22 protein-coding genes are annotated in these 22,970 nt (G+C 73.6%); 17 read left to right on the top strand and 5 right to left on the bottom strand.

From position 1 onward, the window contains the following. Positions 1-38 precede the first annotated feature (38 nt). Positions 39-749 carry a 2-phospho-L-lactate guanylyltransferase gene (gene cofC, locus ACFV3R_RS05385; protein ID WP_385575876.1) on the bottom strand — a complete coding sequence of 237 codons (711 nt, stop codon included), beginning with the start codon at positions 747-749 and terminating at the stop codon, positions 39-41. Between the two features lie 150 nt (positions 750-899). Between cofC and ACFV3R_RS05380 the strand changes: the two genes are divergently transcribed. The 3 genes from ACFV3R_RS05380 to ACFV3R_RS05370 all read left to right on the top strand — a co-directional run bounded on the left by ACFV3R_RS05380 (position 900) and on the right by ACFV3R_RS05370 (position 4,073). After that, positions 900-1,814: a lysophospholipid acyltransferase family protein gene (locus ACFV3R_RS05380; RefSeq protein WP_385575874.1), complete on the top strand. Its 915-nt coding sequence runs from the start codon at positions 900-902 to the stop codon at positions 1,812-1,814. Continuing rightward, positions 1,811-2,812, top strand: coding sequence for an NAD(P)H-dependent glycerol-3-phosphate dehydrogenase (locus ACFV3R_RS05375; protein WP_385575872.1), 1,002 nt, complete (start codon positions 1,811-1,813; stop codon positions 2,810-2,812). Before ACFV3R_RS05380 ends, ACFV3R_RS05375 begins: the two co-directional genes overlap by 4 nt. A gap of 109 nt (positions 2,813-2,921) precedes the next feature. Continuing rightward, complete coding sequence (locus tag ACFV3R_RS05370; protein ID WP_385575870.1) at positions 2,922-4,073, top strand: D-alanine--D-alanine ligase family protein; 1,152 nt, start codon at positions 2,922-2,924, stop codon at positions 4,071-4,073. A gap of 39 nt (positions 4,074-4,112) precedes the next feature. On the opposite strand, the gene ACFV3R_RS05365 is transcribed toward ACFV3R_RS05370, so the two are convergent. Next, positions 4,113-4,613: a DUF3515 domain-containing protein gene (locus ACFV3R_RS05365; RefSeq protein WP_385575867.1), complete on the bottom strand. Its 501-nt coding sequence runs from the start codon at positions 4,611-4,613 to the stop codon at positions 4,113-4,115. 8 nt (positions 4,614-4,621) lie between these two features. Then, entirely contained in the window at positions 4,622-4,855 is a 234-nt protein-coding gene (locus ACFV3R_RS05360) for an Lrp/AsnC ligand binding domain-containing protein (RefSeq protein WP_385575864.1), read from the bottom strand. Positions 4,856-5,097: 242 nt separating this feature from the next. Here ACFV3R_RS05360 and ACFV3R_RS05355 point away from each other — a divergent pair, with 242 nt between their 5' ends. Together ACFV3R_RS05355 and thiD are read left to right on the top strand one after the other, a co-directional pair. After that, complete coding sequence (locus ACFV3R_RS05355; RefSeq protein WP_385575861.1) at positions 5,098-6,069, top strand: thiamine-phosphate kinase; 972 nt, start codon at positions 5,098-5,100, stop codon at positions 6,067-6,069. A 68-nt stretch (positions 6,070-6,137) separates the two neighbouring features. Further along, entirely contained in the window at positions 6,138-6,950 is an 813-nt protein-coding gene (gene thiD, locus ACFV3R_RS05350; RefSeq protein WP_385575858.1) for a bifunctional hydroxymethylpyrimidine kinase/phosphomethylpyrimidine kinase, read from the top strand. Positions 6,951-7,096: 146 nt separating this feature from the next. On the opposite strand, the gene rpmB is transcribed toward thiD, so the two are convergent. Further along, the gene (gene rpmB / locus ACFV3R_RS05345; RefSeq protein ID WP_385575856.1) at positions 7,097-7,282 is read right to left on the bottom strand and encodes a 50S ribosomal protein L28; all 186 of its coding nucleotides are present in this window, start codon (positions 7,280-7,282) and stop codon (positions 7,097-7,099) included. A gap of 278 nt (positions 7,283-7,560) precedes the next feature. On the opposite strand from rpmB, the gene ACFV3R_RS05340 reads away from it, so the two are divergent. Further along, positions 7,561-9,273, top strand: coding sequence for a DAK2 domain-containing protein (locus ACFV3R_RS05340; protein WP_385575853.1), 1,713 nt, complete (start codon positions 7,561-7,563; stop codon positions 9,271-9,273). A gap of 155 nt (positions 9,274-9,428) precedes the next feature. Here the strand turns inward: ACFV3R_RS05340 and ACFV3R_RS05335 are convergent, their stop codons facing one another. Continuing rightward, positions 9,429-9,611 (bottom strand): DUF2795 domain-containing protein, encoded by a 183-nt coding sequence (locus ACFV3R_RS05335; protein WP_385575850.1) that lies wholly within the window; start codon positions 9,609-9,611, stop codon positions 9,429-9,431. 195 nt (positions 9,612-9,806) lie between these two features. Between ACFV3R_RS05335 and recG the strand changes: the two genes are divergently transcribed. The 11 genes from recG to ACFV3R_RS05280 all read left to right on the top strand — a co-directional run bounded on the left by recG (position 9,807) and on the right by ACFV3R_RS05280 (position 22,671). Then, the gene (recG, locus tag ACFV3R_RS05330) at positions 9,807-12,056 is read left to right on the top strand and encodes an ATP-dependent DNA helicase RecG (RefSeq protein WP_385575847.1); all 2,250 of its coding nucleotides are present in this window, start codon (positions 9,807-9,809) and stop codon (positions 12,054-12,056) included. A 73-nt stretch (positions 12,057-12,129) separates the two neighbouring features. Then, entirely contained in the window at positions 12,130-12,738 is a 609-nt protein-coding gene (rsmD, locus tag ACFV3R_RS05325; protein ID WP_385575844.1) for a 16S rRNA (guanine(966)-N(2))-methyltransferase RsmD, read from the top strand. Next, the gene (gene coaD / locus ACFV3R_RS05320) at positions 12,735-13,244 is read left to right on the top strand and encodes a pantetheine-phosphate adenylyltransferase (protein WP_385575841.1); all 510 of its coding nucleotides are present in this window, start codon (positions 12,735-12,737) and stop codon (positions 13,242-13,244) included. Before rsmD ends, coaD begins: the two co-directional genes overlap by 4 nt. Before the next feature lie 198 nt (positions 13,245-13,442). Continuing rightward, the gene (locus ACFV3R_RS05315; RefSeq protein WP_385575839.1) at positions 13,443-14,627 is read left to right on the top strand and encodes a cell division initiation protein; all 1,185 of its coding nucleotides are present in this window, start codon (positions 13,443-13,445) and stop codon (positions 14,625-14,627) included. 193 nt (positions 14,628-14,820) lie between these two features. Continuing rightward, positions 14,821-15,420: a YceD family protein gene (locus ACFV3R_RS05310; RefSeq protein WP_385575836.1), complete on the top strand. Its 600-nt coding sequence runs from the start codon at positions 14,821-14,823 to the stop codon at positions 15,418-15,420. A 2-nt stretch (positions 15,421-15,422) separates the two neighbouring features. Further along, entirely contained in the window at positions 15,423-15,596 is a 174-nt protein-coding gene (rpmF, locus tag ACFV3R_RS05305; RefSeq protein WP_003951102.1) for a 50S ribosomal protein L32, read from the top strand. 19 nt (positions 15,597-15,615) lie between these two features. Beyond that, complete coding sequence (gene rnc / locus ACFV3R_RS05300) at positions 15,616-16,479, top strand: ribonuclease III (protein WP_385575833.1); 864 nt, start codon at positions 15,616-15,618, stop codon at positions 16,477-16,479. Between the two features lie 214 nt (positions 16,480-16,693). Continuing rightward, entirely contained in the window at positions 16,694-17,566 is an 873-nt protein-coding gene (mutM, locus tag ACFV3R_RS05295; RefSeq protein ID WP_385575831.1) for a bifunctional DNA-formamidopyrimidine glycosylase/DNA-(apurinic or apyrimidinic site) lyase, read from the top strand. 66 nt (positions 17,567-17,632) lie between these two features. Beyond that, complete coding sequence (locus tag ACFV3R_RS05290) at positions 17,633-17,956, top strand: acylphosphatase (RefSeq protein ID WP_385575828.1); 324 nt, start codon at positions 17,633-17,635, stop codon at positions 17,954-17,956. 390 nt (positions 17,957-18,346) lie between these two features. Then, on the top strand, positions 18,347-18,556 hold the full coding sequence (locus tag ACFV3R_RS05285) for a hypothetical protein (RefSeq protein WP_385575826.1): 210 nt from the start codon (positions 18,347-18,349) through the stop codon (positions 18,554-18,556). Between the two features lie 383 nt (positions 18,557-18,939). Then, positions 18,940-22,671 (top strand): chromosome segregation SMC family protein, encoded by a 3,732-nt coding sequence (locus tag ACFV3R_RS05280; protein ID WP_385575823.1) that lies wholly within the window; start codon positions 18,940-18,942, stop codon positions 22,669-22,671. Positions 22,672-22,970: the final 299 nt, after the last annotated feature.

The following is a 22,970-nucleotide window of genomic DNA, read 5'->3' as shown; positions in this document are numbered from 1 at the left end:
ACGCCGCCCGCAGTCCGCAGCGGCCGGTGCGGGCGCCCTCAGGTGCCGCGGGGCACTGTCCCGCCGTCGGCGGGCGACCCGGCCGGGGAGGCCGCGACCGGGCAGGGCCCGAACGCCGGCCCCCGCAGCGCTTGTGCGGTGTGCGGACCGACCCCGAGAGCCACCGCCACCCGCAGGTCCTCGCCGGTGTCCACGTCCCTGCGCACCGATTCCACCCCCGCGACCACGATCTCCCGGGCGCCCGACGCCGCATGCCGGGCCCGTGAAGCACCACCGAATGCGGGTGCCAATTCCTCACCGGCCCTCGCGGCGAGCAGCGTGGTCCCTATTCCGGCAGCGTCCGCGAGAAATGCACGGGGAAATTGCGCAGCCGCCTCGAGCACCCGTGCCAGTTCCACCGGGCGCAGCGCGGGAAGGTCCGGATTCAGAGCCGCCACCGGGCCCGCACCCCCCACCGCACGGGCACCGTGGTCCAGCGCCGCGTTGAGACCGGCCTGCGGGACGTCCGGCAGAATCCGTGCGCCGAGTGCGCCGAGAGCCGCCGCAGCCCGGGCGTCGTCCGTGACAACCGCCACATCCCGCACCCGCCGGCACGCCAGCGCGGCGGCGACCGCGTCCTGCGCGAACGCGAGCGCCAGCAGGGGCCGGGCACCCTCGCCGACCGCCGCGGACAGCCTGCTCTTGGCGTACGCCAGCGGTTTCAGCGGCATCACCAGGCTCCAGGCCACGTCCGTTCCGTTCCCTCGCATCCGCTTCCCATCCGCCCGCGTTCCCAGGGGCCCGGCGCAACGCGGGGTTACCGTGTTCTCGACAGACCCGGAACCCGGGGCGACACTTGTGCGGCTGCCGGGTCGCAGCAGCTCAGCCCGTTCCGCAAGCCCCACAAGGAGAGTGTCCCAGTGTCCCGCCACAGAATCGGCTTCTGGTACCGCCTGGCCGCGGTCCTCTGCAAACCGCCGCTCGTGGTGTTGTTCAAGCGGGACTGGTCCGGGACCGAGAACATTCCCGCCGACGGCGGTTTCCTGACCGTCGTCAACCACAACTCCTACCTCGATCCCCTCAGCTACGCGCACTTCCAGTACAACACCGGCCGCGTCCCGCGATTCCTCGCCAAGTCGGGGCTCTTCAAGGGCGGCTTCGTCGGTGCGCTGATGCGCGGCACGGGGCAGATCCCGGTGTTCCGCGAGTCCACCGACGCGGCCAACGCCTTCCGGGCCGCGGTGGCGGCCGTGAACAAGGGCGAGTGCGTCGCCTTCTACCCCGAAGGCACCCTCACCCGCGACCCCGACCTGTGGCCCATGCAGGGCAAGACCGGTGCCGCCCGGGTCGCGCTGATGACCCGGGCCCCCGTGATCCCCGTCGCCCAGTGGGGCGCCCACGAGGTCATGCCGCCCTACGCCAAGGAGAAGCGGCTGCGGCTCTTCCCCCGCCGCACCCTGCAGGTCAAGGCCGGCCCGCCGGTGGACCTCAGCGCCTTCCACGGCCAGGAGCCCACCGCGGAGGTGCTGCGCGCGGTCACCGACACCATCATGGCCGCCGTCACCGAACTCCTCGCCGAGATGCGGGGGGAGCCGGCACCCGCCGAGCCCTACGACCACCGCAAGGCGCGGGCCGCCCTGCGGGAGAAGGCCGCCCGCAGCCGCCCGGCGGACGACAGGGCGGGCGAGGAGACCGGGAAGAGCGAGGAGACCGGGAAGGGCGAGGAGACCGGAAAGAGCGAGGACACCGACGTCCCCTCGCCCGAGGTGCCCCGCCCCCACGCCCCCGACGAGCACCCCGCCGTCGCCAGGACGCGGAAGGACGAGGGCGAGTGACGCGCTGCGCCGTCTACGGCACCGGTTCCTGGGGCACCGCCTTCGCGATGGTCCTCGCCGACGCGGGGTGCGAGGTCACCCTGTGGGCCCGCCGCCCCGACCTCGTCGAGGCGATCAACACCACCCACACCAACCCCGACTACCTGCCGGGCGTGGACCTGCCGAAGTCGGTCACCGCCACCACCGACCCCGCCGAGGCGGCCGAGGGCGCCGAGTTCGCGGTCCTCACCGTCCCCTCGCAGACCCTGCGCGGCAACCTCGCCCGCTGGGCGCCCCTGTTCGACACCGGCACCGTGCTGGTCAGCCTGATGAAGGGCGTCGAGCTGGGCACCGCCAAGCGGATGAGCGAGGTCGTCGCCGAGGTCGCCGAGGTGCCCGAGAGCCGGGTCGCGGTGCTGACCGGCCCCAACCTGGCCCGGGAGATCGCGGCCCGGCAGCCCGCGGCGGCCGTCGTCGCCTGCACCGACGCCGGCGTCGCCGAACGCCTCCAGGCCGCCTGCCACACCCCCTACTTCCGCCCCTACACCAACACCGACGTCGTCGGCTGCGAGCTGGGCGGCGCCGTCAAGAACGTCATCGCGCTGGCGGTGGGCATCGCCGACGGCATGAAGCTCGGCGACAACGCCAAGGCCTCGCTGCTGACCCGGGGGCTGGCGGAGACCACCCGGCTCGGCCTCGCCATGGGCGCCGACGCGCACACCTTCGCCGGCCTCGCCGGCATGGGCGACCTCGTGGCCACCTGCTCCTCCCCGCTGTCGCGCAACAACACCTTCGGCCGCAACCTGGGCCGCGGCATGACGCTGGAGGAGACCGTCGCCGCCACCCGGCAGACCGCCGAGGGCGTCAAGTCGTGCGAGTCGGTGCTGGATCTCGCCCGGCGCCACGGCGTCGACATGCCCATCACCGAGACCGTGGTGGAGATCGTCCACGACGGCAAACCCCCGCTGGTCGCGCTCAAGGACCTCATGGGGCGTAGCGCCAAACCCGAACGCCACTGACGGTGTCCCCGGCCCGCCGGCCGGGGAGCTCACCGGCACGCCCGACCGTGGGACCAGCCCAGCGTCGGGCGTTCGGTTTGTGACGGGCAGCAGGTAGGGTCGACGCGATATGAGCAGCCAGACCTCCTCCCACAAGCCCCGCGTCGCCGTCGTGTTCGGTGGCCGCAGCTCCGAACACGCCATCTCGGTGGTCACCGCGGGGGCGGTGCTGAGCGCCATCGACCGCGAGAAGTACGACGTCCTGCCCATCGGCATCACCGCCGACGGACGCTGGGCGCTGACCGCCGACGACCCCGGGCGCATGGCCATCAGCGACCGACGGCTGCCGGACGTCACCCAGCTCGCCGAGTCGACCGACGGCGCAGTGGTCCTCCCCGTCGACCCCACCAGCCGCGAGCTGGTCTACTCCGAGCCGGGTGCCATGCCCAAGGTGCTCGGCGAGGTCGACGTGATCTTCCCCGTCCTGCACGGCCCCTACGGCGAGGACGGCACCCTCCAGGGCATGCTGGAACTCGCCGGCATCCCCTACGTCGGGTGCGGCGTCCTCGCCTCCGCCGTCGGCCAGGACAAGGACTACATGAAGCGGGTCTTCACCTCCTTCGGGCTGCCGGTCGGCCCCTACGAGGTGATCCGCCCCCGTGAGTGGGAGCAGGGCGAGGAAGGCGCCAAGGGTGCCGCCGCCCGCCGCCGGATCCTCGACTTCGCCGACGCCCACGGCTGGCCGGTCTTCGTCAAGCCCGCCCGCGCCGGCTCGTCCTTCGGCATCACCAAGGTCGAGGACGCCGACGGTCTGGACGCGGCGATCGAGGAGGCCCGCCGCCACGACCCGAAGATCATCGTGGAGGCGCTGCTGCGCGGCCGGGAGATCGAGTGCGGCGTGCTGGAGTTCGAGGACGGACCGCGGGCCAGCGTGCCGGCCGAGATCCCCCCGGCCAGGACCGGCTCGTTCTACGACTTCGAGGCCAAGTACATCGACGCGGCCGACGGCGTCGTCCCCGCCCCGCTGACCCCCGAACAGACCGCCCGGGTCCAGGAGCTGGCGGTGCGCGCCTTCGAGGCGGTCTCCTGCGAGGGCCTGGTGCGGGCCGACTTCTTCCTGCTGGAGAACGGCGAGTTCGTCATCAACGAGATCAACACCCTGCCCGGGTTCACACCGATCTCGATGTACCCGCGGATGTGGCGCGAGAGCGGCGTCGACTACCCCGAACTGGTGGACCGGCTCATCGGCCACGCCCTGGGCCGCTCCACGGGCCTGCGCTGACCACGCGGCCGGGGCCCGGCACACGCCGCCCGCCCCGGCTCACACCCCGGCCGGCACCGTGGAGCGGACCGCCGAGGCAAGGTCGACCAACGCGTCGACCTCGGGGGAGTAGTGGCCGGGCACCCGCACCGCCACGTACGTCTTGCGGAGCACCGTGGTGAAGAGGTACCCGTCGTCCTGCTTCTCGAAGAGCCACTCGACGCCGTTGACGTCCGCCGAGTCGGCATCGGGGTTGTAATGTTCGCTTCCGGGCTGGAGCGCCTCGGGCTTCGCGACCCCGCAGCGCAGCTGGACGGCGGGGTCGCCCCAGGCCGCGGTGTAGGGCGAGACCGGGTCCGTGGTGCGCCGGTGCGCCCCGGCCACCGTGTCCGGCAGCCTCTTCGCCAGGGCCCGGCAGTGGGCGGGATCGTCCCCGCTCGGGTGGGGAACCGCCACGGCCGGGCCGCCGTCGGAGGAGGAGCAGCCCGCCGCGGCCAGTGCGAGGGCGAACAGGGGCAGGGCCAGTGACCGGCGGCGGGAGGACGACACCCGGCCGAGCATACGGGGAGCTAGATATGGACCACGGGGCAGGTCAACGTCCGCGTGATGCCCTCCACCTGCTGCACCCGCGCCACCACCATGCGGCCGATCTCGTCGACCGTCTCGGCTTCGGCGCGCGCGATGACGTCGTAGGGGCCGGTGACATCGTCCACCTGCGTCACACCGGGCACCTCCGACACGACACCGGCGACCGCGGACGCCTTTCCGACCTCGGTCTGGATGAGGATGTACGCCTGTACCACGGAACCTCCAGGGCGGCTCTACGACGGAGAACGGAGCACCGCGGGGCGAGCGGAAAGAACGCGGATCAAGGCGGACCTGACTCACGCGGCCTGCGACGATGCCCGAGACGGGGTCGACACGGTATCGCGCCGCCGGGCCCGGGGGAACAGATCCACGCACAGGCGCGGGCGGGCACCGGGTCCCGCCCCGGGGAGAGAACCGCAGACGGGACGAGAGGCATGAGGACTGTGAGGGTTGCAGCATGAAGGGCACCGTGGGCGAACTGGGGGAGTTCGGACTGATCAGGGAGTTGACCGCCCGGTTGACCAGTACCTCTTCGGTGAGCGTCGGACCCGGCGACGACGCCGCCGTGGTGGCGGCTCCCGACGGCAGGGTGGTGGCCTCCACCGACGTCCTGCTGGAGGGGCGCCACTTCCGCCGTGACTGGTCCACCGCCTACGACGTGGGGCGCAAGGCCGCCGCCCAGAACCTCGCCGACATCGCCGCCATGGGGGCGCACCCCACCGCCCTGCTGCTGGGCCTCGTCGTCCCCGCCGAACTCCCGGCCACCTGGGCCACCGAGCTGATGGACGGGCTGCGCGACGAGTGCCACGTCGCGGGCGCGGCCGTGGTGGGCGGGGACCTGGTGCGCGGCGAGACCATCACCGTCTCCATCACCGCCCTGGGCGACCTGCGCGACCGCGCGCCCGTCACCCGGGACGGCGCCCGCCCCGGGGACGTCGTCGCCGTGACAGGCTGGCTGGGCTGGTCGGCCGCCGGCCACGCCGTGCTCTCCCGCGGGTTCCGCTCCCCACGCGCCTTCGTCGAGGCTCACCGCCGCCCCGAGCCGCCCTACCACGCGGGGCCGGCCGCGGCGGAACTCGGCGCCACCGCCATGGTCGACGTCAGCGACGGACTCATCGCCGACCTCGGGCACGTGGCGGAGGCGAGCGGCGTCCACGTCGACATCCACTCCGGCAGCGTCGACATCCCCTCCCAGATGTCGGACATCGGTACGGCCGTCGGCGTCGACCCGCTCCAGTGGGTGCTCAGCGGCGGCGAGGACCACGCCCTGGTCGCCACGTTCCCGGCCGAGATCAAACTGCCCGCCCGCTGGAAGGTGATCGGCGAGGTACGGGCGGCCGCCGGGACACCGCGGGTGACGGTCGACGAGGCGCCCTGGACGAAGGCGGCGGGCTGGGACCACTTCGGGGCGGTCCCGGAGGTCCGATAGCGTTGCGCCCCGGCGTGCGCCTCGCCCCTGAGGCGCACGTCAGCGGCGTGGGCCGGTAGATTCGCGGCATGCGCACTCCACCACGCGTCCTGACCATCGCAGGCTCCGACTCCGGCGGCGGCGCGGGGATCCAGGCCGATCTCAAGACCATGACCGCTCTGCGGACGCACGGCATGACCGTCCTGACGGCCGTCACCGCGCAGAACTCCACGGGCGTCCAGGGCGCCTGGGACCTGCCGGTGGAGGCCGTCCGGGCCCAGTTCCGCAGCGTCGTCGACGACATCGGCGTCCAGGCCGTCAAGACCGGGATGCTCTCCTCCGCGCTGCTGGTCGACACCGTCGCCGAACTGCTCGCGGAGATCCGCGCGGCCGGCATCCCGGTGGTGGTCGACCCCGTCGGGGTCTCCAAGCACGGCGACCCGCTGCTGGCGGCCGGAGCCCTGGAGGCCGTCCGCAGCCGCCTCATGCCGCAGGCCACCGTCGCCACCCCCAACCTCGACGAGGTGGCGCAGCTCACCGGCGTGCACGTCGCCAAGGAGGCGGGGATGCGCCAGGCCGCCGAGGCGGTGCTCGCGCTGGGGCCGCAGTGGGCGCTGATCAAGGGCGGCCACCTGGAGTCCACGGACGAGGCCTCCGTCGACGCCGTGGACCTCCTCACCGACGGCGACCAGGAGATCTGGCTGCGGGCCGAGCGCCACGACAACCGCCACACCCACGGCACCGGCTGCACCCTGGCCTCCGCGATCGCCGCGCAGCTCGCCAGGGGCGACAGCGTCCCCGAGGCCGCCCGGGTCGCCAAGGAGTACGTCACCGGCGCCATCGCGGCCGGCTTCAGCATCGGCCAGGGCGTCGGCCCGGTGGACCACATGTGGAACGCCTGAACCCACGGCGCCCAGGAAGGGCGGGACCGGCCGCACCGGCCCGCCCCCGAGGGCCCGCCCGCCCTCCGCGCACACGAAAAACCGGTCCACCCTGGGGATGGACCGGTTTTCGGGGCAACCGGAGGGGCTGCGCTACGACCGAAGCGTCAGCGCGAGACCTTGCCGGCCTTGATGCACGAGGTGCAGACGTTGAGCCGCTTCGGCGTACGCCCGACCACCGCACGGACCGTCTGGATGTTGGGGTTCCAACGACGGGGGGTACGGCGGTGCGAGTGCGAAACACTGTTGCCGAAGCCCGGCCCCTTGCCGCAGACGTCGCAGTTGGCAGCCACGGGTCACTCCAAAGACTTCAGATGCACTAACGGTGAATTCCCGACGCGCCCGTGCGTCAGGACGACCGGCGGTGTCAGGAGGGAATGGCCCGATTCTCATCGGGCAACCGGAGCAGCATACAACGGCTGCTCCCGCACAACGAAACTACCACGGCCCATCCGGCACCCCGTCCGACGGCCGCCCCCGGGCACGACTACTGTGCGGTACGGCGCCGCCCGGGGCCCGGGCGCGGCCCCACCTCCCGGCGGCGCCTGGCACGGACCGGGTGAGAAGGGCGGTGGCACAGGTGGGAACGGACTTCCGGCCCCTGGACGCCGCCGCCGTCCGCGACTGGTGCGCCGGCGCGCTGGAGGCGCTGGGACGTGAGCGGGAACGCATCGACGCCATCAACGTCTTCCCCGTCGCGGACGGCGACACCGGCACCAACCTGTACCTGACGGTCGAGTCCGCGGCCCGCGCGGTGGAGGCGGCCTTCGAGGGCGCCGACACGGCCGACCGACCCACCCCGCCCACCCTGGCCCAGGCCGCGGCGGCCATGGCGCACGGCGCACTCATCGGGGCCCGCGGCAACTCCGGGACGATCCTGGCGCAACTGCTGCGCGGCATGGCGCAGGTCCTCGCCCGGGACCCGGCCGACCGCACCACCGCGCAGCCGCCCGGCGCCGGTGGCCCCCACCTCGCCGCCGCCCTGCGCAGCGCCGCCGACGCCGCCTACGCGGCCGTGGCCCACCCCGTCGAGGGCACCGTGCTCACCGTCGCCACCGCCGCCGCGACGGCCGCCGAGCACGCCGCGGGCCGGGCCGCGCAGGCCGGCGAGGTCGCCGCAGTGGCCCGCGACGGCGCCGCCACCGCGCTCGGCGCCACCCCGGACCGGCTCGCGCCGCTGCGGGAGGCCGGAGTCGTCGACGCCGGCGGCCAGGGCCTGGTCACCGTCCTCGCGGCGCTCGCCGCCGCGCTCGCCGGCCACGGCGCGGAGCCGGACCGGCCGCGCCACCACCGCACCGCACCCACCTGCCCCGTGTCCCCGGGCGCCCTCCCCGCCCCGGGCGCGGCCCAGTCCGGGGACGCCCCCGGCCAGGCACCGCACTACGAGGTCATCTACCTGCTGGAGGCGGACGACGAGGCCGTGGACGTGCTGCGGGCCCGGCTGGACGCCCTCGGCGACTCCCTGGTCGTCGTGGGCGGCGACGGGCTGTGGAACGTCCACGTCCACGTCGCCGACGCAGGTGCCGCGGTGGAGGCCGGCATCGAGGCGGGCCGCCCCCACCGGCTGCGCGTGACCCACCTGCCCGCCCCGCCCCCCGCCCCCGCGGCGGACACCGCACGCACCGGCCGGGCCGTGGTGGCCGTCGTCTCCGGCGAGGGGCTGGGGGAGCTGTGCCGGCAGGCAGGCGCGACCGCCCTCACCGTCCGGCCCGGCGAACCGCCCGCCAGCGGCGAACTCGTGGCGGCCCTGCGGCAGACCGGGGCGCGTGAGGGCGTCCTGCTGCTCGACGACCCGGCGCTGCGCCACACCGCCGCCGTCGCCGCCCGCGAGGCCCGCACCCTGGGGGTCCGGGTCGCCGTCCTGCCCACCCGCGCCGCCGTGCAGAGCCTGGCCGCCCTGGCCGTCCACGCCCCCGACCGCGGCTTCGACGAGGACGTCGTGGCCATGACCTCGGCGGCCGGCGCCACCCGGTACGCGGAGGTGACGCTCGCCGAGACCAGGTCGTGGACCATGGCGGGCGTCTGCCAGGCCGGGGACGTGCTGGGGCTGGTCGACGGAGACGTGGTGCTGATCGGCGGCGACCTGGCCGGGGCCGCGCGGCAGGTCCTGGACCGCATGCTCTCCGTCGGTGGCGAACTGGTCACCCTGGTCCTGGGCGAGGGCGCCCCCCAGGGGCTGGGGGAGCAGCTCCAGGCCCACGTCCGCGCGCACCACCTGGCCGTGGACACCGTGGTCTACGAGGGCGGACGGCACGCGCCGCCGCTCCTGATCGGCGTGGAGTAGCCGGCGGAGCGCAGAGCGCGCCGGGCTGCGGGGGACGCCGTCCGCCGGTGCGGGGACGAGGCCGGTGCCGGCACGGACGACGGGCGGGCCGGGCCCTGCCGGCCCCGGCCCGCCCGTCGGCACGCACCGAAGAGGGTGCAGCGGGAGGCGGCTCCTCACTCCTTGAACACGTCGTGCTGGACCTCTCCCGGGTTCTCGTACCGGTCGTCGGCGTGGGACTTCAGCTTCTTGACCATGTCCTGGTCGGCGCCGTTGTTCTCGGCGAGACGGGCCAGGTCGGACCCCTTGCTCGGATACGTCGCCCCCGCGAGGGCCTTCTGGACGTCCACAGGACTCATCTTCTCGCTCATAGGGAGGGAGGTACCCCCTCGTTTTCTGACAATTCAGGCAGCAGTTCGAGCAGGGCGGTCCAGGCGTGGACGGCCGGCGGAGGGGACGTCCGCCCGCGGGAACGAGGGCCGGCGGGGCAGCGGAGGCGGCGCGTGGCGGGGCTGCGGACGTCCGTTGTCACCCCCGTGGTGTGGAATGGGACCGTGGCCGCGCTCGACGAACCCCTGAAGAAGACCCTCGGCGGTACCACTGCGAAGGTGCTCGCCGACCACCTCGGCCTGCACACCGTCGGGGACCTCCTGCACCACTACCCCCGGCGGTACGCCGAACGCGGTGAGCTGACCCGCCTCGCCGAACTCCCGCTCGACGAACACGTCACCGTCGTCGCGCAGGTCGCCGACGCCCGCGTCCACCGGTTCAACAACGGCCGCGGCCAGCGCCTGGAGGTCAACCTCACCGACGGCAGCGGCCGGCTCCAACTCGTCTTCTTCGGCAAGGGCGTCCACAAGCCCCACCACGACCTCACGCCCGGGCGGCGCGGCATGTTCGCCGGCAAGGTCTCCGTCTTCAACCGCAAGCTCCAGCTCGCCCACCCCGACTACCAACTGCTGGACGGTGACGCCGAGGCCGCCGACGCGGAGCAGACGGCGGCCGTCGACGCGTTCGCCGGCCGGCTGCTGCCGATCTACCCCGCCTGCCAGCAGATCTCCTCCTGGAAGATCGCCAAGGCCGTCGACGCGGTGCTGCCCAGCGCCGCCGAGGCGGTGGACCCGCTGCCCGCCGCACTGCGCGAGGGGAGGGGCCTGCAGGAACTGCCCGAGGCACTGACCGCGATCCACCGGCCCCGCAGCAAGGCGGACGTCGCCGCCGCCCGCGACCGCCTCAAGTGGGACGAGGCGTTCGTCCTCCAGGTCGCGCTCGCCCGCCGGCGCATGGCCGAGACCCAGCTGCCCGCCGTCCCCCGGCCCGTCACCGCCGGCGGCGTCCTCGACGCCTTCGACGCCCGGCTGCCCTTCGAACTCACCGCGGGGCAGCGCAAGGTCAGCGCCGAGATCTTCGACGACCTCGCCCGCTCCCACCCCATGCACCGCCTGCTCCAGGGCGAGGTCGGCTCCGGCAAGACCATGGTGGCGCTGCGGGCCATGCTGACCGTCGTGGACAGCGGCGGGCAGGCCGCGATGCTCGCGCCCACCGAGGTCCTCGCCCAGCAGCACCACCGCTCGATCACCGAGATGATGGGCGACCTCGCCGAGGGCGGCATGCTCGGCGGCGCGGAGCACGGCACCAAGGTCGTGCTGCTCACCGGCTCCATGGGGGCGGCGGCCCGCCGGCAGGCGCTCCTCGACCTCGCCACCGGGGAGGCCGGCCTGGTGATCGGCACCCACGCCCTCATCGAGGACAAGGTCACCTTCCACGACCTGGGCCTCGTCGTCGTCGACGAGCAGCACCGCTTCGGCGTGGAGCAGCGCGACGCCCTGCGCGGCAAGGGCGGCACCCTGGACGAGAAGCGCACACCGCACCTGCTGGTCATGACGGCCACCCCCATCCCCAGGACGGTGGCCATGACCGTCTTCGGCGACCTGGAGACCTCCGTACTGGACCAGCTCCCCGCCGGCCGCTCGCCCATCGCCAGCCACGTCGTCCCCGCCCGCGACAAGCCCCACTTCCTCACCCGCGCCTGGGACCGCGTCCGCGAGGAGGTGGCGTCGGGCCACCAGGCCTACGTCGTCTGCCCCCGCATCGGCGACGAGGAGGAGGGCGCCGCCGCGTCCGGCAGGAAGGGCGGCCGGGCGGCGGCCGAGGAGGAGAGCGGCGACGCCGGAGCGGAGGCCGAGCGGCGCCCGCCCCTGGCGGTCCTCGACGTCACCGCGCAACTGACCGCCGGCCCGCTGGCCGGGCTGCGGGTGGCGGCGCTGCACGGCAGGATGCACCCCGACGACAAGGACGCGGTGATGCGCCGCTTCGCCGCCGGCGAGCTGGACGTCCTCGTCGCGACCACCGTCATCGAGGTCGGCGTGAACGTCCCCAACGCCACCGCGATGGTCATCCTGGACGCCGACCGCTTCGGCGTCTCCCAACTCCACCAGCTCCGGGGCCGCGTCGGCCGTGGCTCCGCCCCCGGCCTGTGCCTGCTGGTGACCGAGATGCCGGAGGCCAGCCCCGCCCGGGCCCGGCTCGGGGCGGTCGCCTCGACCCTCGACGGCTTCGAGCTCTCCCGCATCGACCTCGAACAGCGCCGTGAGGGCGACGTACTGGGACAGGCGCAGTCCGGCATGCGGTCCTCCCTGCGGATGCTCGCCGTCATCGAGGACGAGGAGATCATCGAGGCCGCCCGCGGCGAGGCCACGGCGGTCGTCGCCGAGGACCCGGAGCTGGCGCACCTGCCCGAACTGCGCGTCGCCCTGAACGCCCTGCTCGACCCGGAACGGGAGGGCTACCTCGACAAGGGCTGACCCCGCCCGCCCGGGGCACGGCCGACCGCCGGCCCCCGACCGCCACCCCCGCACAGCCAAGGACGGACATTCCATGACCCGCGTGATCGCCGGCGCCGCCGGTGGCCGCCGCCTCGCGGTGCCCCCCGGCACGGGCACCCGCCCCACCTCCGACCGGGCGCGCGAAGGCCTCTTCTCGACCTGGGAGGCGCTCGACGGCCCCCTGGACGGCGCCCGCGTCCTCGACCTCTACGGCGGGTCCGGAGCCGTCGGGCTGGAGGCCCTCTCCCGGGGCGCCGCCCACGTCCTGCTGGCCGAGTCCGACGCCCGCGCCGCCCGCACCATCCGCGAGAACATCCGCGCCGTCGGCCTCCCCGGCGCCGAGCTGCGGACCGCCAGGGCCGAACAGGTCGCGGCGGCCCCACCCACCGGCGACCCCTACGACATCGTCTTCCTCGACCCGCCCTATGCCGTGGCCGACGACGCCGTGCGCGAGATCCTGCTCACACTCCGGGCGGGCGGCTGGCTGGCCGGGGCGGCGCTCGTCACCGTCGAGCGGCCCACCCGGGGCGGGGAGTTCCGCTGGCCCGAGCCGATGACCGCGCTGAGGGCCCGTCGTTACGGCGAAGCCACCCTTTGGTACGGTCGCGCCGCTTCGGAGTCCTCGGCCCCCGCGCCCGGGACGACCGCGAGCCAGTCATGACAGGACCGGAGAGCGAGGGAACCAAAGTGCGCCGTGCCGTCTGTCCGGGGTCGTTCGACCCCGTCACCAACGGACATCTCGACATCATCGCCCGAGCCTCGAAGCTGTACGACGTCGTCCACGTGGCCGTGATGGTCAACACCTCCAAGAAGGGCCTCTTCACGGTCGAGGAGCGCATGGAGCTCATCCGCCGGGCCACCGCCGAGTACGGCAACGTCCAGGTGGAGTCGCACCACGGGCTCCTGGTGGACTTCTGCAAGGAGCGCGACATCCCGGCCATCGTCAAGGGTCTGCGCGCCGTCAGCGACTTCGACTACGAACTCCAGATGGCCCAGATGAACAACGGCCTCTCCGGGGTGGAGACGCTGTTCGTCCCCACCAACCCCACCTACAGCTTCCTCTCCTCCAGCCTGGTCAAGGAGGTGGCGGCCTGGGGCGGCGACGTCTCCCACCTGGTGCCGCCGCACGTCCTGGACGTCCTCGCCGAGCGCCTGACGAAGGGATAGGGCACCCCGCCCGGCCCCTGCCCGCCCGCCGGCCCCTGCCCGTCCGCCGCATCGGCTGTCGGCACGGGGCCCGGTGGTCGTACAGTCGGGGACGTCACGCCGTCAGACGGCGTCGACACGCCGGGAGCGGACCGCACCGCAGTGCCGTCCGGCGGCGTGGTCCAGCGTTTCCCCAGTACAGGAAGTGGCGACCCCAAGGTGGACGTGCAGAAGAAGCTCGACGACATCGCCGCAGCCGTCTCCGGCGCCAGGTCCGTGCCCATGTCGGCCTCCTGCGTGGTCAACCGCGCCGAACTGCTCGCCCTGCTGGACGAGGTCCGCCAGGCCCTGCCCGGCTCCCTCGCCCAGGCGCAGGAACTCCTCACCGACCGCGAGCAGATGGTCGAGCAGGCGCGCGCCGAAGCCGAACGCATCATCGAGTCGGCCCAGGCCCAGGGCGGCTCCCTCGTCTCCGACACCGAGGTCGCCCGGCGCTCCCAGGCGGAGGCCGACCGCATCCTCAGCGAGGCGCGCCGGGAGGCGGAGGAGATCCGCGCCCAGGCCGACGACTACGTCGACTCCAAGCTCGCCAACTTCGAGGTCGTGCTGACCAAGACGATCGGCTCGGTCGACCGCGGCCGCGAGAAGCTCCTGGGGCGGGACCCCGGCGCCGCGGGCCACCTCCCCGAGGACGCCGAGGACGCCGAGGCGCCGGAACGCAGCGCCGACCCCGAGACGCTCCGCCGCCGGGCCGACGCGTACGTCGACGCCAAGTTCGGCGCCTTCGAGGCCGTCCTCGCCAAGACGCTGGAGGCCGTCGGCCGCGGGCGGATGAAGCTGCAGGGGGCCCGGGCCATCGACGAGCTCGGTGCGCACCTGGCCGCCCAGGGCGACGCCGCCGTCCACACCGGCGACGCCGACTACCTCGCCGACCTCGCGGCGCTCCGTGACCCGGAGGGGACCGAGGGGCCCGCCTCCCCGGGCCGGCCGCCGCTCGCGGCACCCGAGCCCGTCGCGCAGGACTACGGCTACCAGCCGGAACCCTCCTACCAGGCCGATCCCGGTTACCAGGCCGAGCCCGCGTACCAGGCCGACCCCGCCTACCAGCAGCACCACGACCCCTACGGCTACCAGCAGCAGCCCGTCTACCCCGGCCAGCCGCAGCAGCACGAGGGCTACGGCTACCAGGAGTGGCAGCAGCAGGCCGACCCCTACGGCGCTCCCGCCCCCGACCACGGCATGGGGCAGGAGCCGGGCCTGCCGCCGCAACCGGGCTACCACCCGGACGTCTACGTCCCCCAGCAGCAGGGCGGCGCCCTGGACGAGACCAGCCTCTTCGACACCAGCATGATCGACCTGGAGCAGCTGCGGCGGTACGAGGACGGCCAGTACCGCACGGGCTGACCTCCCGGTCCGCACACCGGGCGACCGTCCCGTTTGGGACCGGGTGGGCCGGTAGCGTATTCTGGGCGTTCGGTCGCGCGTACGTCCGCGACCTGCCCTGCCCTCACACGCCGACGCGCTGGTGAGGCGGGGCACACGAGAACGTAGAAAGCAGGAAGCCATCAAAGCCCGCCTCGACCACCGATCCCCTCTCGTGTTCGACACACGTGAGCTGGGCCGGCGTCCCGGTGCGCTGAAGCGGTTCTCCCGCTCCGCCGGGGCGCCCGACAATCTCGGCAACGAAGTGATCGGAGTGCCCGAGGGCTCCCCGGTCGATCTGGACCTCCGCCTCGAGTCGGTCATGGACGGGGTGCTCGTCACCGGTACCGCCCGTGCGAGGGTCAAGGGGGAGTGCGTAAGGTGTCTGGAGCCGCTGGAGCGCGAGCTCGAAGCGGACTTCCAGGAGATGTTCTCCTACCCCGACGGCGACGTCTCGGTCCGTGGTGACGCGGAGCAGGACGCCGACGCCGAGGACGAGGAGGACACGCTCTTCGTCGAGGACGAGATGATCGACCTCGAATCCGTGCTGCGTGACGCGGTGGTGCTGTCACTGCCCATGCAGCCGGTGTGCCGGGAGGACTGCCCCGGCCTGTGCTCCGAGTGTGGGGCACGGCTGGCGGACGACCCGGACCACCACCACGACGCCACCGACATCCGTTGGGCGGCACTGCAGGGACTCGCCGACACCATCAAGGACGGCGAGAAGGACAACGTGAGCGGCGCCGACGGCGTCGACGAGAAGCAGGAGAAGTAGCCGTGGCTGTTCCGAAGCGGAAGATGTCGCGCAGCAACACGCGCCACCGCCGGTCGCAGTGGAAGGCTGCGGTCCCCACCCTGGTGGCATGCGAGCGCTGCCACGAGCCGAAGCAGCAGCACATCGCGTGCCCGAGCTGCGGCACCTACAACAAGCGCCAGGTCCTCGAGGTCTGAGCGGCTGGTGACAGGCTTCATGTCAGACGCTGACACGTCGAAGAACTCGAAGAAATCGTCGGCGGAGACGGCCTCGTCCCACACGCTGCTGGAAGGGCGGCTCGGCTACACGCTCGAGTCCGCCCTTCTGGTGCGTGCGCTGACCCACCGCAGCTACGCCTACGAGAACGGTGGGCTGCCGACCAACGAGCGCCTGGAGTTCCTCGGGGACTCCGTTCTCGGCCTGGTCGTCACCGACACCCTCTACCGCACCCACCCGGACCTGCCGGAGGGGCAGCTCGCGAAACTGCGGGCGGCCGTGGTCAACTCGCGTGCGCTCGCGGAGGTCAGCCGCGGTCTGGACCTGGGCGCGTTCATCCGCCTGGGGCGCGGTGAGGAGGGCACCGGGGGGCGCAACAAGGCCTCGATCCTCGCCGACACCCTCGAAGCGGTCATCGGCGCGGTCTACCTGGACCAGGGGCTCGACGCCGCGTCCGAGCTGATCCACCGGCTCTTCGACCCGCTGATCGAGAAGTCGGCGGGACTCGGCGCCGGCCTGGACTGGAAGACCAGCCTCCAGGAGCTCACCGCCACCGAGGGCCTCGGGGTGCCGGAGTACGTGGTCACCGAGTCCGGCCCCGACCACGAGAAGACCTTCACCGCTGCTGCCCGCGTCGGTGGTGTCTCGTACGGCACCGGCACCGGCCGCAGCAAGAAGGAGGCGGAGCAGCAGGCCGCCGAGTCGGCCTGGCGCGCGATCCGGGCCGCGGCGGACGCGACGGCCCGCAAGGCCGCCGAGGTCGAGGCGGTCGGCACCGCCGAAGCGGTGCGTGAGCGCGCCGAGGCGGACGCCGCCCAGGAGGCGGCTGACGCCGAGGCGGCGGGCGGTCCCACCGCCAACTGACACCGTCCGCGCCGTGGCCCCCGGGCCCGGCGCACCGTCGACGCCCCGGGCGGCTCCCTGCTTCAGGGGGCCGCCCGGGGCGTTCGGCGCACCCGCCCCCGGAGGTGCCGCGTGCCCGGCCCGTCCGGGACGGGAGCCCGGACGGCGAGACTTCCCGGGGCTGCCGCTGCGGCATGCCCCCACCGGCCGCCAGGCCTGACGCGTGAGGAGAGCCGTGCCCGAACTGCCCGAGGTCGAGGTCGTCAGGCGCGGCCTGGAACGCTGGATCAGCGGACGGCGCATCCGCGAGGTCGAGGTGCTGCACCCCCGAGCGGTGCGTCGTCACCTCGCCGGTGGGGAGGACTTCGCCGCGGCCCTCGCCGGCCACCGCGTCGGTGTGCCGCACCGGCGTGGCAAGTACCTGTGGATCCCGCTGACCGACGGACTGTCCGTCCTCGCGCACCTCGGCATGAGCGGACAGCTCCTGGTCCAGCCCGGTGACGCTCCCGACGAGCGGCACCTGCGCGTCCGCATCCGCTTCGAGGACGCGGTCTCCCCCTCCGACACCGAGCTGCGCTTCGTGGACCAGCGGACGTTCGGCGGCCTCTCCCTCCACCCCAGCGTCCCCCTCGACCCCGACGGCCTCCCCGACGTCATCGCGCACATCGCCCGCGACCCCCTGGACCCCGCCTTCGACGACGAGGCCTTCCACCAGGCCCTGCGCCGGCGCCGCACCACCGTCAAGCGGGCGCTCCTGGACCAGTCGCTCGTCAGCGGGGTCGGCAACATCTACGCCGACGAGGCGCTGTGGCGCTCCCGCCTCCACTACGAGCGCCCCACCGCCACCCTCACCCGGCCTCGTACCTCCGAACTCCTCGGCCACGTACGGGAGGTGATGCGGGCGGCGCTGGACGTCGGCGGCACCAGCTTCGACAGCCTCTACGTCAACGTCAACGGGGAGTCGGGTTACTTCGACCGGGCGCTGGACGCCTACGGCCGGGAGGGCGAACCGTGCGCGCGGTGCGGCACCGCCATCCGCCGCAACCCCTGGATGAACCGCTCCAGCCACTACTGCCCGCGCTGCCAGCGCCCGCCCCGGCTGACCTGAGCCGGACCGCGGACCGCGGACCGGGGCGGATGCGGCCACGGGGATGGAGGAGGTTAGCGTTCCCCCATGACCGACGAGGAGCAGCCGGCGGGGGAGCCGCGGCCGGAGGGGGCGGGACCCGTCCGCATGACGGCCTGGGTGAAGGGGCGCGTCCAGGGGGTGGGGTTCCGGTGGTTCACCCGCGCCAACGCCCTGCGGATCGGTGGGCTCACCGGGTTCGCCTCCAACCGCGAGGACGGCAGGGTGCAGGTCGTGGCCGAGGGACCGCGCCCCGCCTGTGAGGCGCTGCTGGACTGGTTGCGCTCTGCCGACACACCCGGACGGGTGGACGGTGTGCATGAGATCTGGGACACACCGAGGGGTGGTTACGAGGGCTTCGACATCCGCTGAGCGAGTGGCTTCCATGCCCCCTGCGGGCCCCGCGCACCCTCGCGTTCCCGGTGGCGAGGTCCCGTCCGAGGGGGAAAACCGGCAGGTGGTTGCCAATTCCGCCGTCCCGTGCAAGGCTGCGTCCACGACGGATGATCTCCACCGCCCCGCCGTCCCTTTCGGCCCCTTTCGGACTGGAAGCACAGTGTCGCGTCCTGTGCATGCCAAGGCGCCGCGGCGTACCGGGGTGTGATCGTGTTGACCGTCAAACCGTTTGGTGAGACTCTGGAAGCACCCCGCACCTTGCCCGTTTGTCCGTAGCTCAGCCTGCAAAAGACAGGCGAAGCAGGTGCACTTCCCTCACGACCCACACCGTATCGGTCGGTCACTCATTGTGGAGGACCATCCATCATGGCAAAGGCGCTTCTCGGTTACGTCGGCGGCTACGACCCCCGAGTCCTCGCCGAGATGCGACGGCTGCAGCAGCGCGTCCAGGACCTGGAATCCGAGCTCGTACGGATGCAGGCCGAGAACGACGCCCTCTCCGCAGCCACGCGTCACGACCACGACTCGCTGCTCGACAGCATCGACGTTTCCAAGGCAGAGCCTGCGCTCACCTGAGCCAGCTCCACCGAAGGGGCTGGTCGAATCAGCCACCTGACGGCATCGCTCTGTTCCTGATGAAGAACTGCAAGGGACGCTTCGGCGTCCCTTCACCATGTACCGCACCGTACGCCACGGGGTGACCGCTCGGCATGTGGTGTGGTGCCCTCCCTCGCTTGATGTCTGATTGCCCAACGTTCGTCTGCGCGAAACCGGACGGGACCCACGAGGTGCCCGAGCATCCGGAGTCGCCGCCACGTCCCTGGGACACCCGGGCTCCGGGATGCCGCTGAGTCGGCTGCGCAACGCCCCGGCCTGCTACGACGCCCCTCACACCCGCCTTCGACGCGGCGGCCCGGCCAAGGCCGTGAGCGGGTGGTGAAGGCGTAGAGTCCGACGGCGTGCACCTCAAGACCATGACGCTGCGGGGATTCAAGTCCTTCGCCTCCGCCACGACGCTCCGCTTCGAGCCGGGGATCACCTGCGTCGTGGGCCCCAACGGCTCGGGCAAGTCCAACGTCGTGGACGCCCTCTCCTGGGTCATGGGTGAACAGGGCGCCAAGTCGCTGCGCGGCGGCAAGATGGAGGACGTCATCTTCGCCGGCACCACCGGGCGCCCCCCGCTCGGCCGGGCCGAGGTCTCCCTCACGATCGACAACGCCGACGGCGCCCTGCCCATCGAGTACGCCGAGGTCACGATCACGCGGACGATGTTCCGCAACGGCGGCAGCGAGTACCAGATCAACGGCGACACCTGCCGCCTGCTGGACATCCAGGAGCTGCTCTCCGACTCCGGCATCGGCCGGGAGATGCACGTCATCGTCGGCCAGGGCCAGTTGGACTCGGTGCTGCACGCCGACCCCATGGGCCGGCGTGCCTTCATCGAGGAGGCCGCGGGCGTCCTCAAGCACCGCAAGCGCAAGGAGAAGGCGCTGCGCAAGCTGGACGCCATGCAGGCCAACCTGGCCCGCGTCCAGGACCTCACCGACGAACTGCGCCGCCAGCTCAAACCGCTCGGCCGCCAGGCCGCCGTCGCCCGCAAGGCCGCCGTCATCCAGGCCGACCTGCGCGACGCCCGCCTGCGCCTCCTCGCCGACGACCTCGTCTCCCAGCGCCAGGCGCTGCGCGCGGAGCTGGCCGACGAGGCGGCGCTCAAGACCCGCAAGGAGGCGGCCGAGGCCGAACTCGCGGTGGCGCAGCGCCGGGAGGCCCGGCTGGAGGAGGAGGTGCGGGTGCTGACGCCCCGGCTCCAGCGGGCGCAGCAGAACTGGTACGCCCTCTCCCAGCTGGCCGAACGGGTGCGCGGCACCGTCTCGTTGGCCGAGGCGCGGGTCCGCAGCGCGGCAGCCGCCCCACCGGAGGAACGCCGCGGCCGGGACCCGGAGGAGATGGAGCGGGAGGCCGCCCGCGTCCGCGAGCAGGAGGCCGAGATCGAGGCCGCGCTGGAGGCCGCCGGACGCGCCCTGGAGGACACCGCCGAGCACCGCGCCCGGCTGGAGGCCGAACTGGCGCAGGAGGAGAGGCGGCTGCGGGACGCGGCTCGTGCCATCGCCGACCGGCGCGAAGGGCTGGCGCGTCTGCACGGCCAGGCCACCGCGGCGCGCGGCCGGGCCGCCTCGGCCCAGGCTGAGATCGACCGTCTGGTCGAGGCGCGCGAGGAGGCCCGGGAGCGGGCGGCGCGTGCGCAGCGGGAGTACGAGCAACTGCAGGAGGAGGTGGCCTCAGAGGACGCCGAGGACGCCGAACTCGCCACCCGGCACGACCAGGCGAAGAGCGAACTGGCCGCTGCGGAGTCCCGGTTGGGCGAGGTCCGGGACGCCCTCACGGCGGCGGAGCGCGACCGAGCCGCCACCCGGGCCCGGCACGACGCCCTCGCGCTGGGGCTGAGGCGCAAGGACGGCACCGGAGCGCTGCTCGGGGCGGGCGGGCAACTCGCCGGGCTGCTCGGGCCGGCCGCCGAACTGCTGCACGTCGAGCCGGGCTTCGAGGTCCCGGTCGCCGCGGCGCTGGGGGCCGCGGCGGACGCCGTCGCCCTGCGCGACCCTGCCGCCGCCGCCACCGCCATCCGGCTGCTGCGCCGCCAGGACGCGGGGCGGGCGGTCATGCTGCTGGCCGATCACCGGGTGGCCGGCGGCGCCGCGCTGCCCGGTGCGCGCGACGGACAGGCCCCGCCGGCAGCGACCGTGCCGGGGGCCCGGACGGAGACGCCGGCCGCCCCTCCCGCGCAGCGCGCAGCCCCCGACGAAGCCGCCGCCGAGGCCCGGGCCGCCGCCGCTTCCGCCGCACCCCGGCTCTCCGGCGCATCCGCCGACGTCCCGCAGCAGCCCGTCGGGGCCCGCCGGGTGGCCGCGCTCGTCGACGGTCCCGGCGAACTGCTGCCGGCCGTCCACCGCCTGGTGCGGGACATGGTCGTCGTGGACACCCTGGAGAGCGCCGAGGCCCTGGTCGCGGCCGAGCCGGAGCTGACGGCGGTCACCGCCGAGGGCGACGTCCTCGGCCTGCTCTTCGCCCACGGCGGTTCGGCCGCCGCTCCCAGTCTGCTGGAGGTGCAGGCCTCGGTGGACGAGGCGGCGGCGGAGCTGGAGCGCCTGGCCGCGGAGTGCGAGCGGCTCACGGCGCAGCAGCGGGAGGCGAAGCAGCAGCGCGCCGAGTGCGCCGCGCTGGTGGAGGAGGTGGGGGAGCGGCGCCGGGCCGCCGACCGGGAGCGCTCGCAGGTCGCCCAGTCGGTGGGCAGGCTGGCCGGTGCCGCGCGGGCCGCGGCGGGGGAGGCCGAGCGGTCGGAGGCCGCCGCCGCCCGGGCCCAGGAGGCGCTGGCGCGGGCCACCGAGGAGGCGGAGGTGCTCGCCGAGCGGTTGGCGGTCGCCGAGGAGGAACCGGCCGAGGAGGAGCCCGACACCTCGGTACGGGACCGGCTCGCGGCGGACGGGGCCAACGCCCGGCAGACCGAGATGGAGGCCCGCCTCCAGCTCCGCACCCATGAGGAACGCGTCAAGGGGCTGGCCGGACGCGCCGACGCCCTGGACCGCGGGGCCCGGGCCGAGCGGGAGGCGCGCGCCCGGGCCGAGCAGCGCCGGGCGCGGCTGCGGCACGAGGCGGCGGTGGCGACCGCGGTGGCCGATGCGGCACGTCAGCTCCTCGCCCACGTGGAGGTGTCCGTGGGCCGGGCAGAGGAGGAGCGGTCCGCCGCCGAACGGGTGAAGGGCGAGCGCGAGTCCGCGCTGGCCGCCGAGCGCAACCGGGGGCGCGAGCTGAAGGAGACCCTCGACAAGCTGACCGACTCCGTCCACCGCGGCGAGGTGCTCGGGGCGGAGAAGCGACTGCGCATCGAGCAGTTGGAGACCCGGGCACTGGAGGAGCTCGGCGTGGAGCCGACCGCCCTGGTCGCCGAGTACGGCCCCGACCAGCCGGTACCGCCCTCCCCGCCGGCCGAGGGGGAGAGCCTGCCGGCCGACCCGGAGCACCCGCGCAACCAGCCCGTCCCGTTCCACCGGGCGGAGCAGGAGAAGCGGCTGAAGGCGGCGGAACGGGCCTACCAGCAGCTGGGGAAGGTCAACCCCCTTGCGCTGGAGGAGTTCGCCGCGCTGGAGGAGCGCCACCAGTTCCTCAGCGAGCAGTTGGAGGACCTGAAGAAGACCCGGGCCGACCTGCTTCAAGTGGTGAAGGAAGTCGACGAACGTGTCGAACAGGTCTTCACCGAGGCGTACCACGACACGGCCCGTGAGTTCGAGGGCGTCTTCTCGCGCCTCTTCCCCGGTGGCGAGGGACGTCTCGTCCTCACCGACCCCGACAACATGCTCACCACCGGCGTGGACGTCGAGGCCCGCCCGCCGGGCAAGAAGGTCAAGCGGCTCTCCCTGCTCTCGGGCGGTGAGCGCTCGCTGACGGCGGTCGCCCTGCTGGTCTCCATCTTCAAGGCCAGGCCCAGCCCGTTCTACGTGATGGACGAGGTCGAGGCGGCGCTGGACGACACCAACCTCCAGCGGCTGATCCGCATCATGCAGGAGCTTCAGGAGAGTTCGCAGCTCATCGTGATCACCCATCAGAAGCGGACGATGGAGGTCGCGGACGCGCTGTACGGGGTGTCGATGCAGGGGGACGGCGTCTCGAAGGTGATCAGCCAGCGGTTGCGCTGAGCCCTCGGCCCCCGACTGCGGGACGACGGGTCCCGCAGGGCCTGCTCCCGCCCGGCGGGCACCGCCACGGGTGCGCCCCGGGGGGCGCGGAGGGCCCGGCGCGGACCTGCCCGCGGTCGGCGAGACGGGTGGGAGGCGGGCTCCCGCCGGGCGCGCGATGGACGGGGGCTGCGCCCGGTGCTGCCGTCGACTTGATGCCCCCCTTCATCGTTGCGCTTCAACAAGTGAATGACGTAAGCGCAGAATGTGGGCCACGTCACAAATCTCTCCCTCTATTGACTTAGAAACTTGAAGGAATA

Origin of the sequence: Streptomyces sp. NPDC059740 (assembly GCF_042733155.1) — a bacterium.
Classification (GTDB): Bacteria; Actinomycetota; Actinomycetes; order Streptomycetales; family Streptomycetaceae; genus Streptomyces.
Note: the sequence above shows the minus strand (reverse complement) of the source record. Positions and strands in the feature narration are given on the sequence as shown.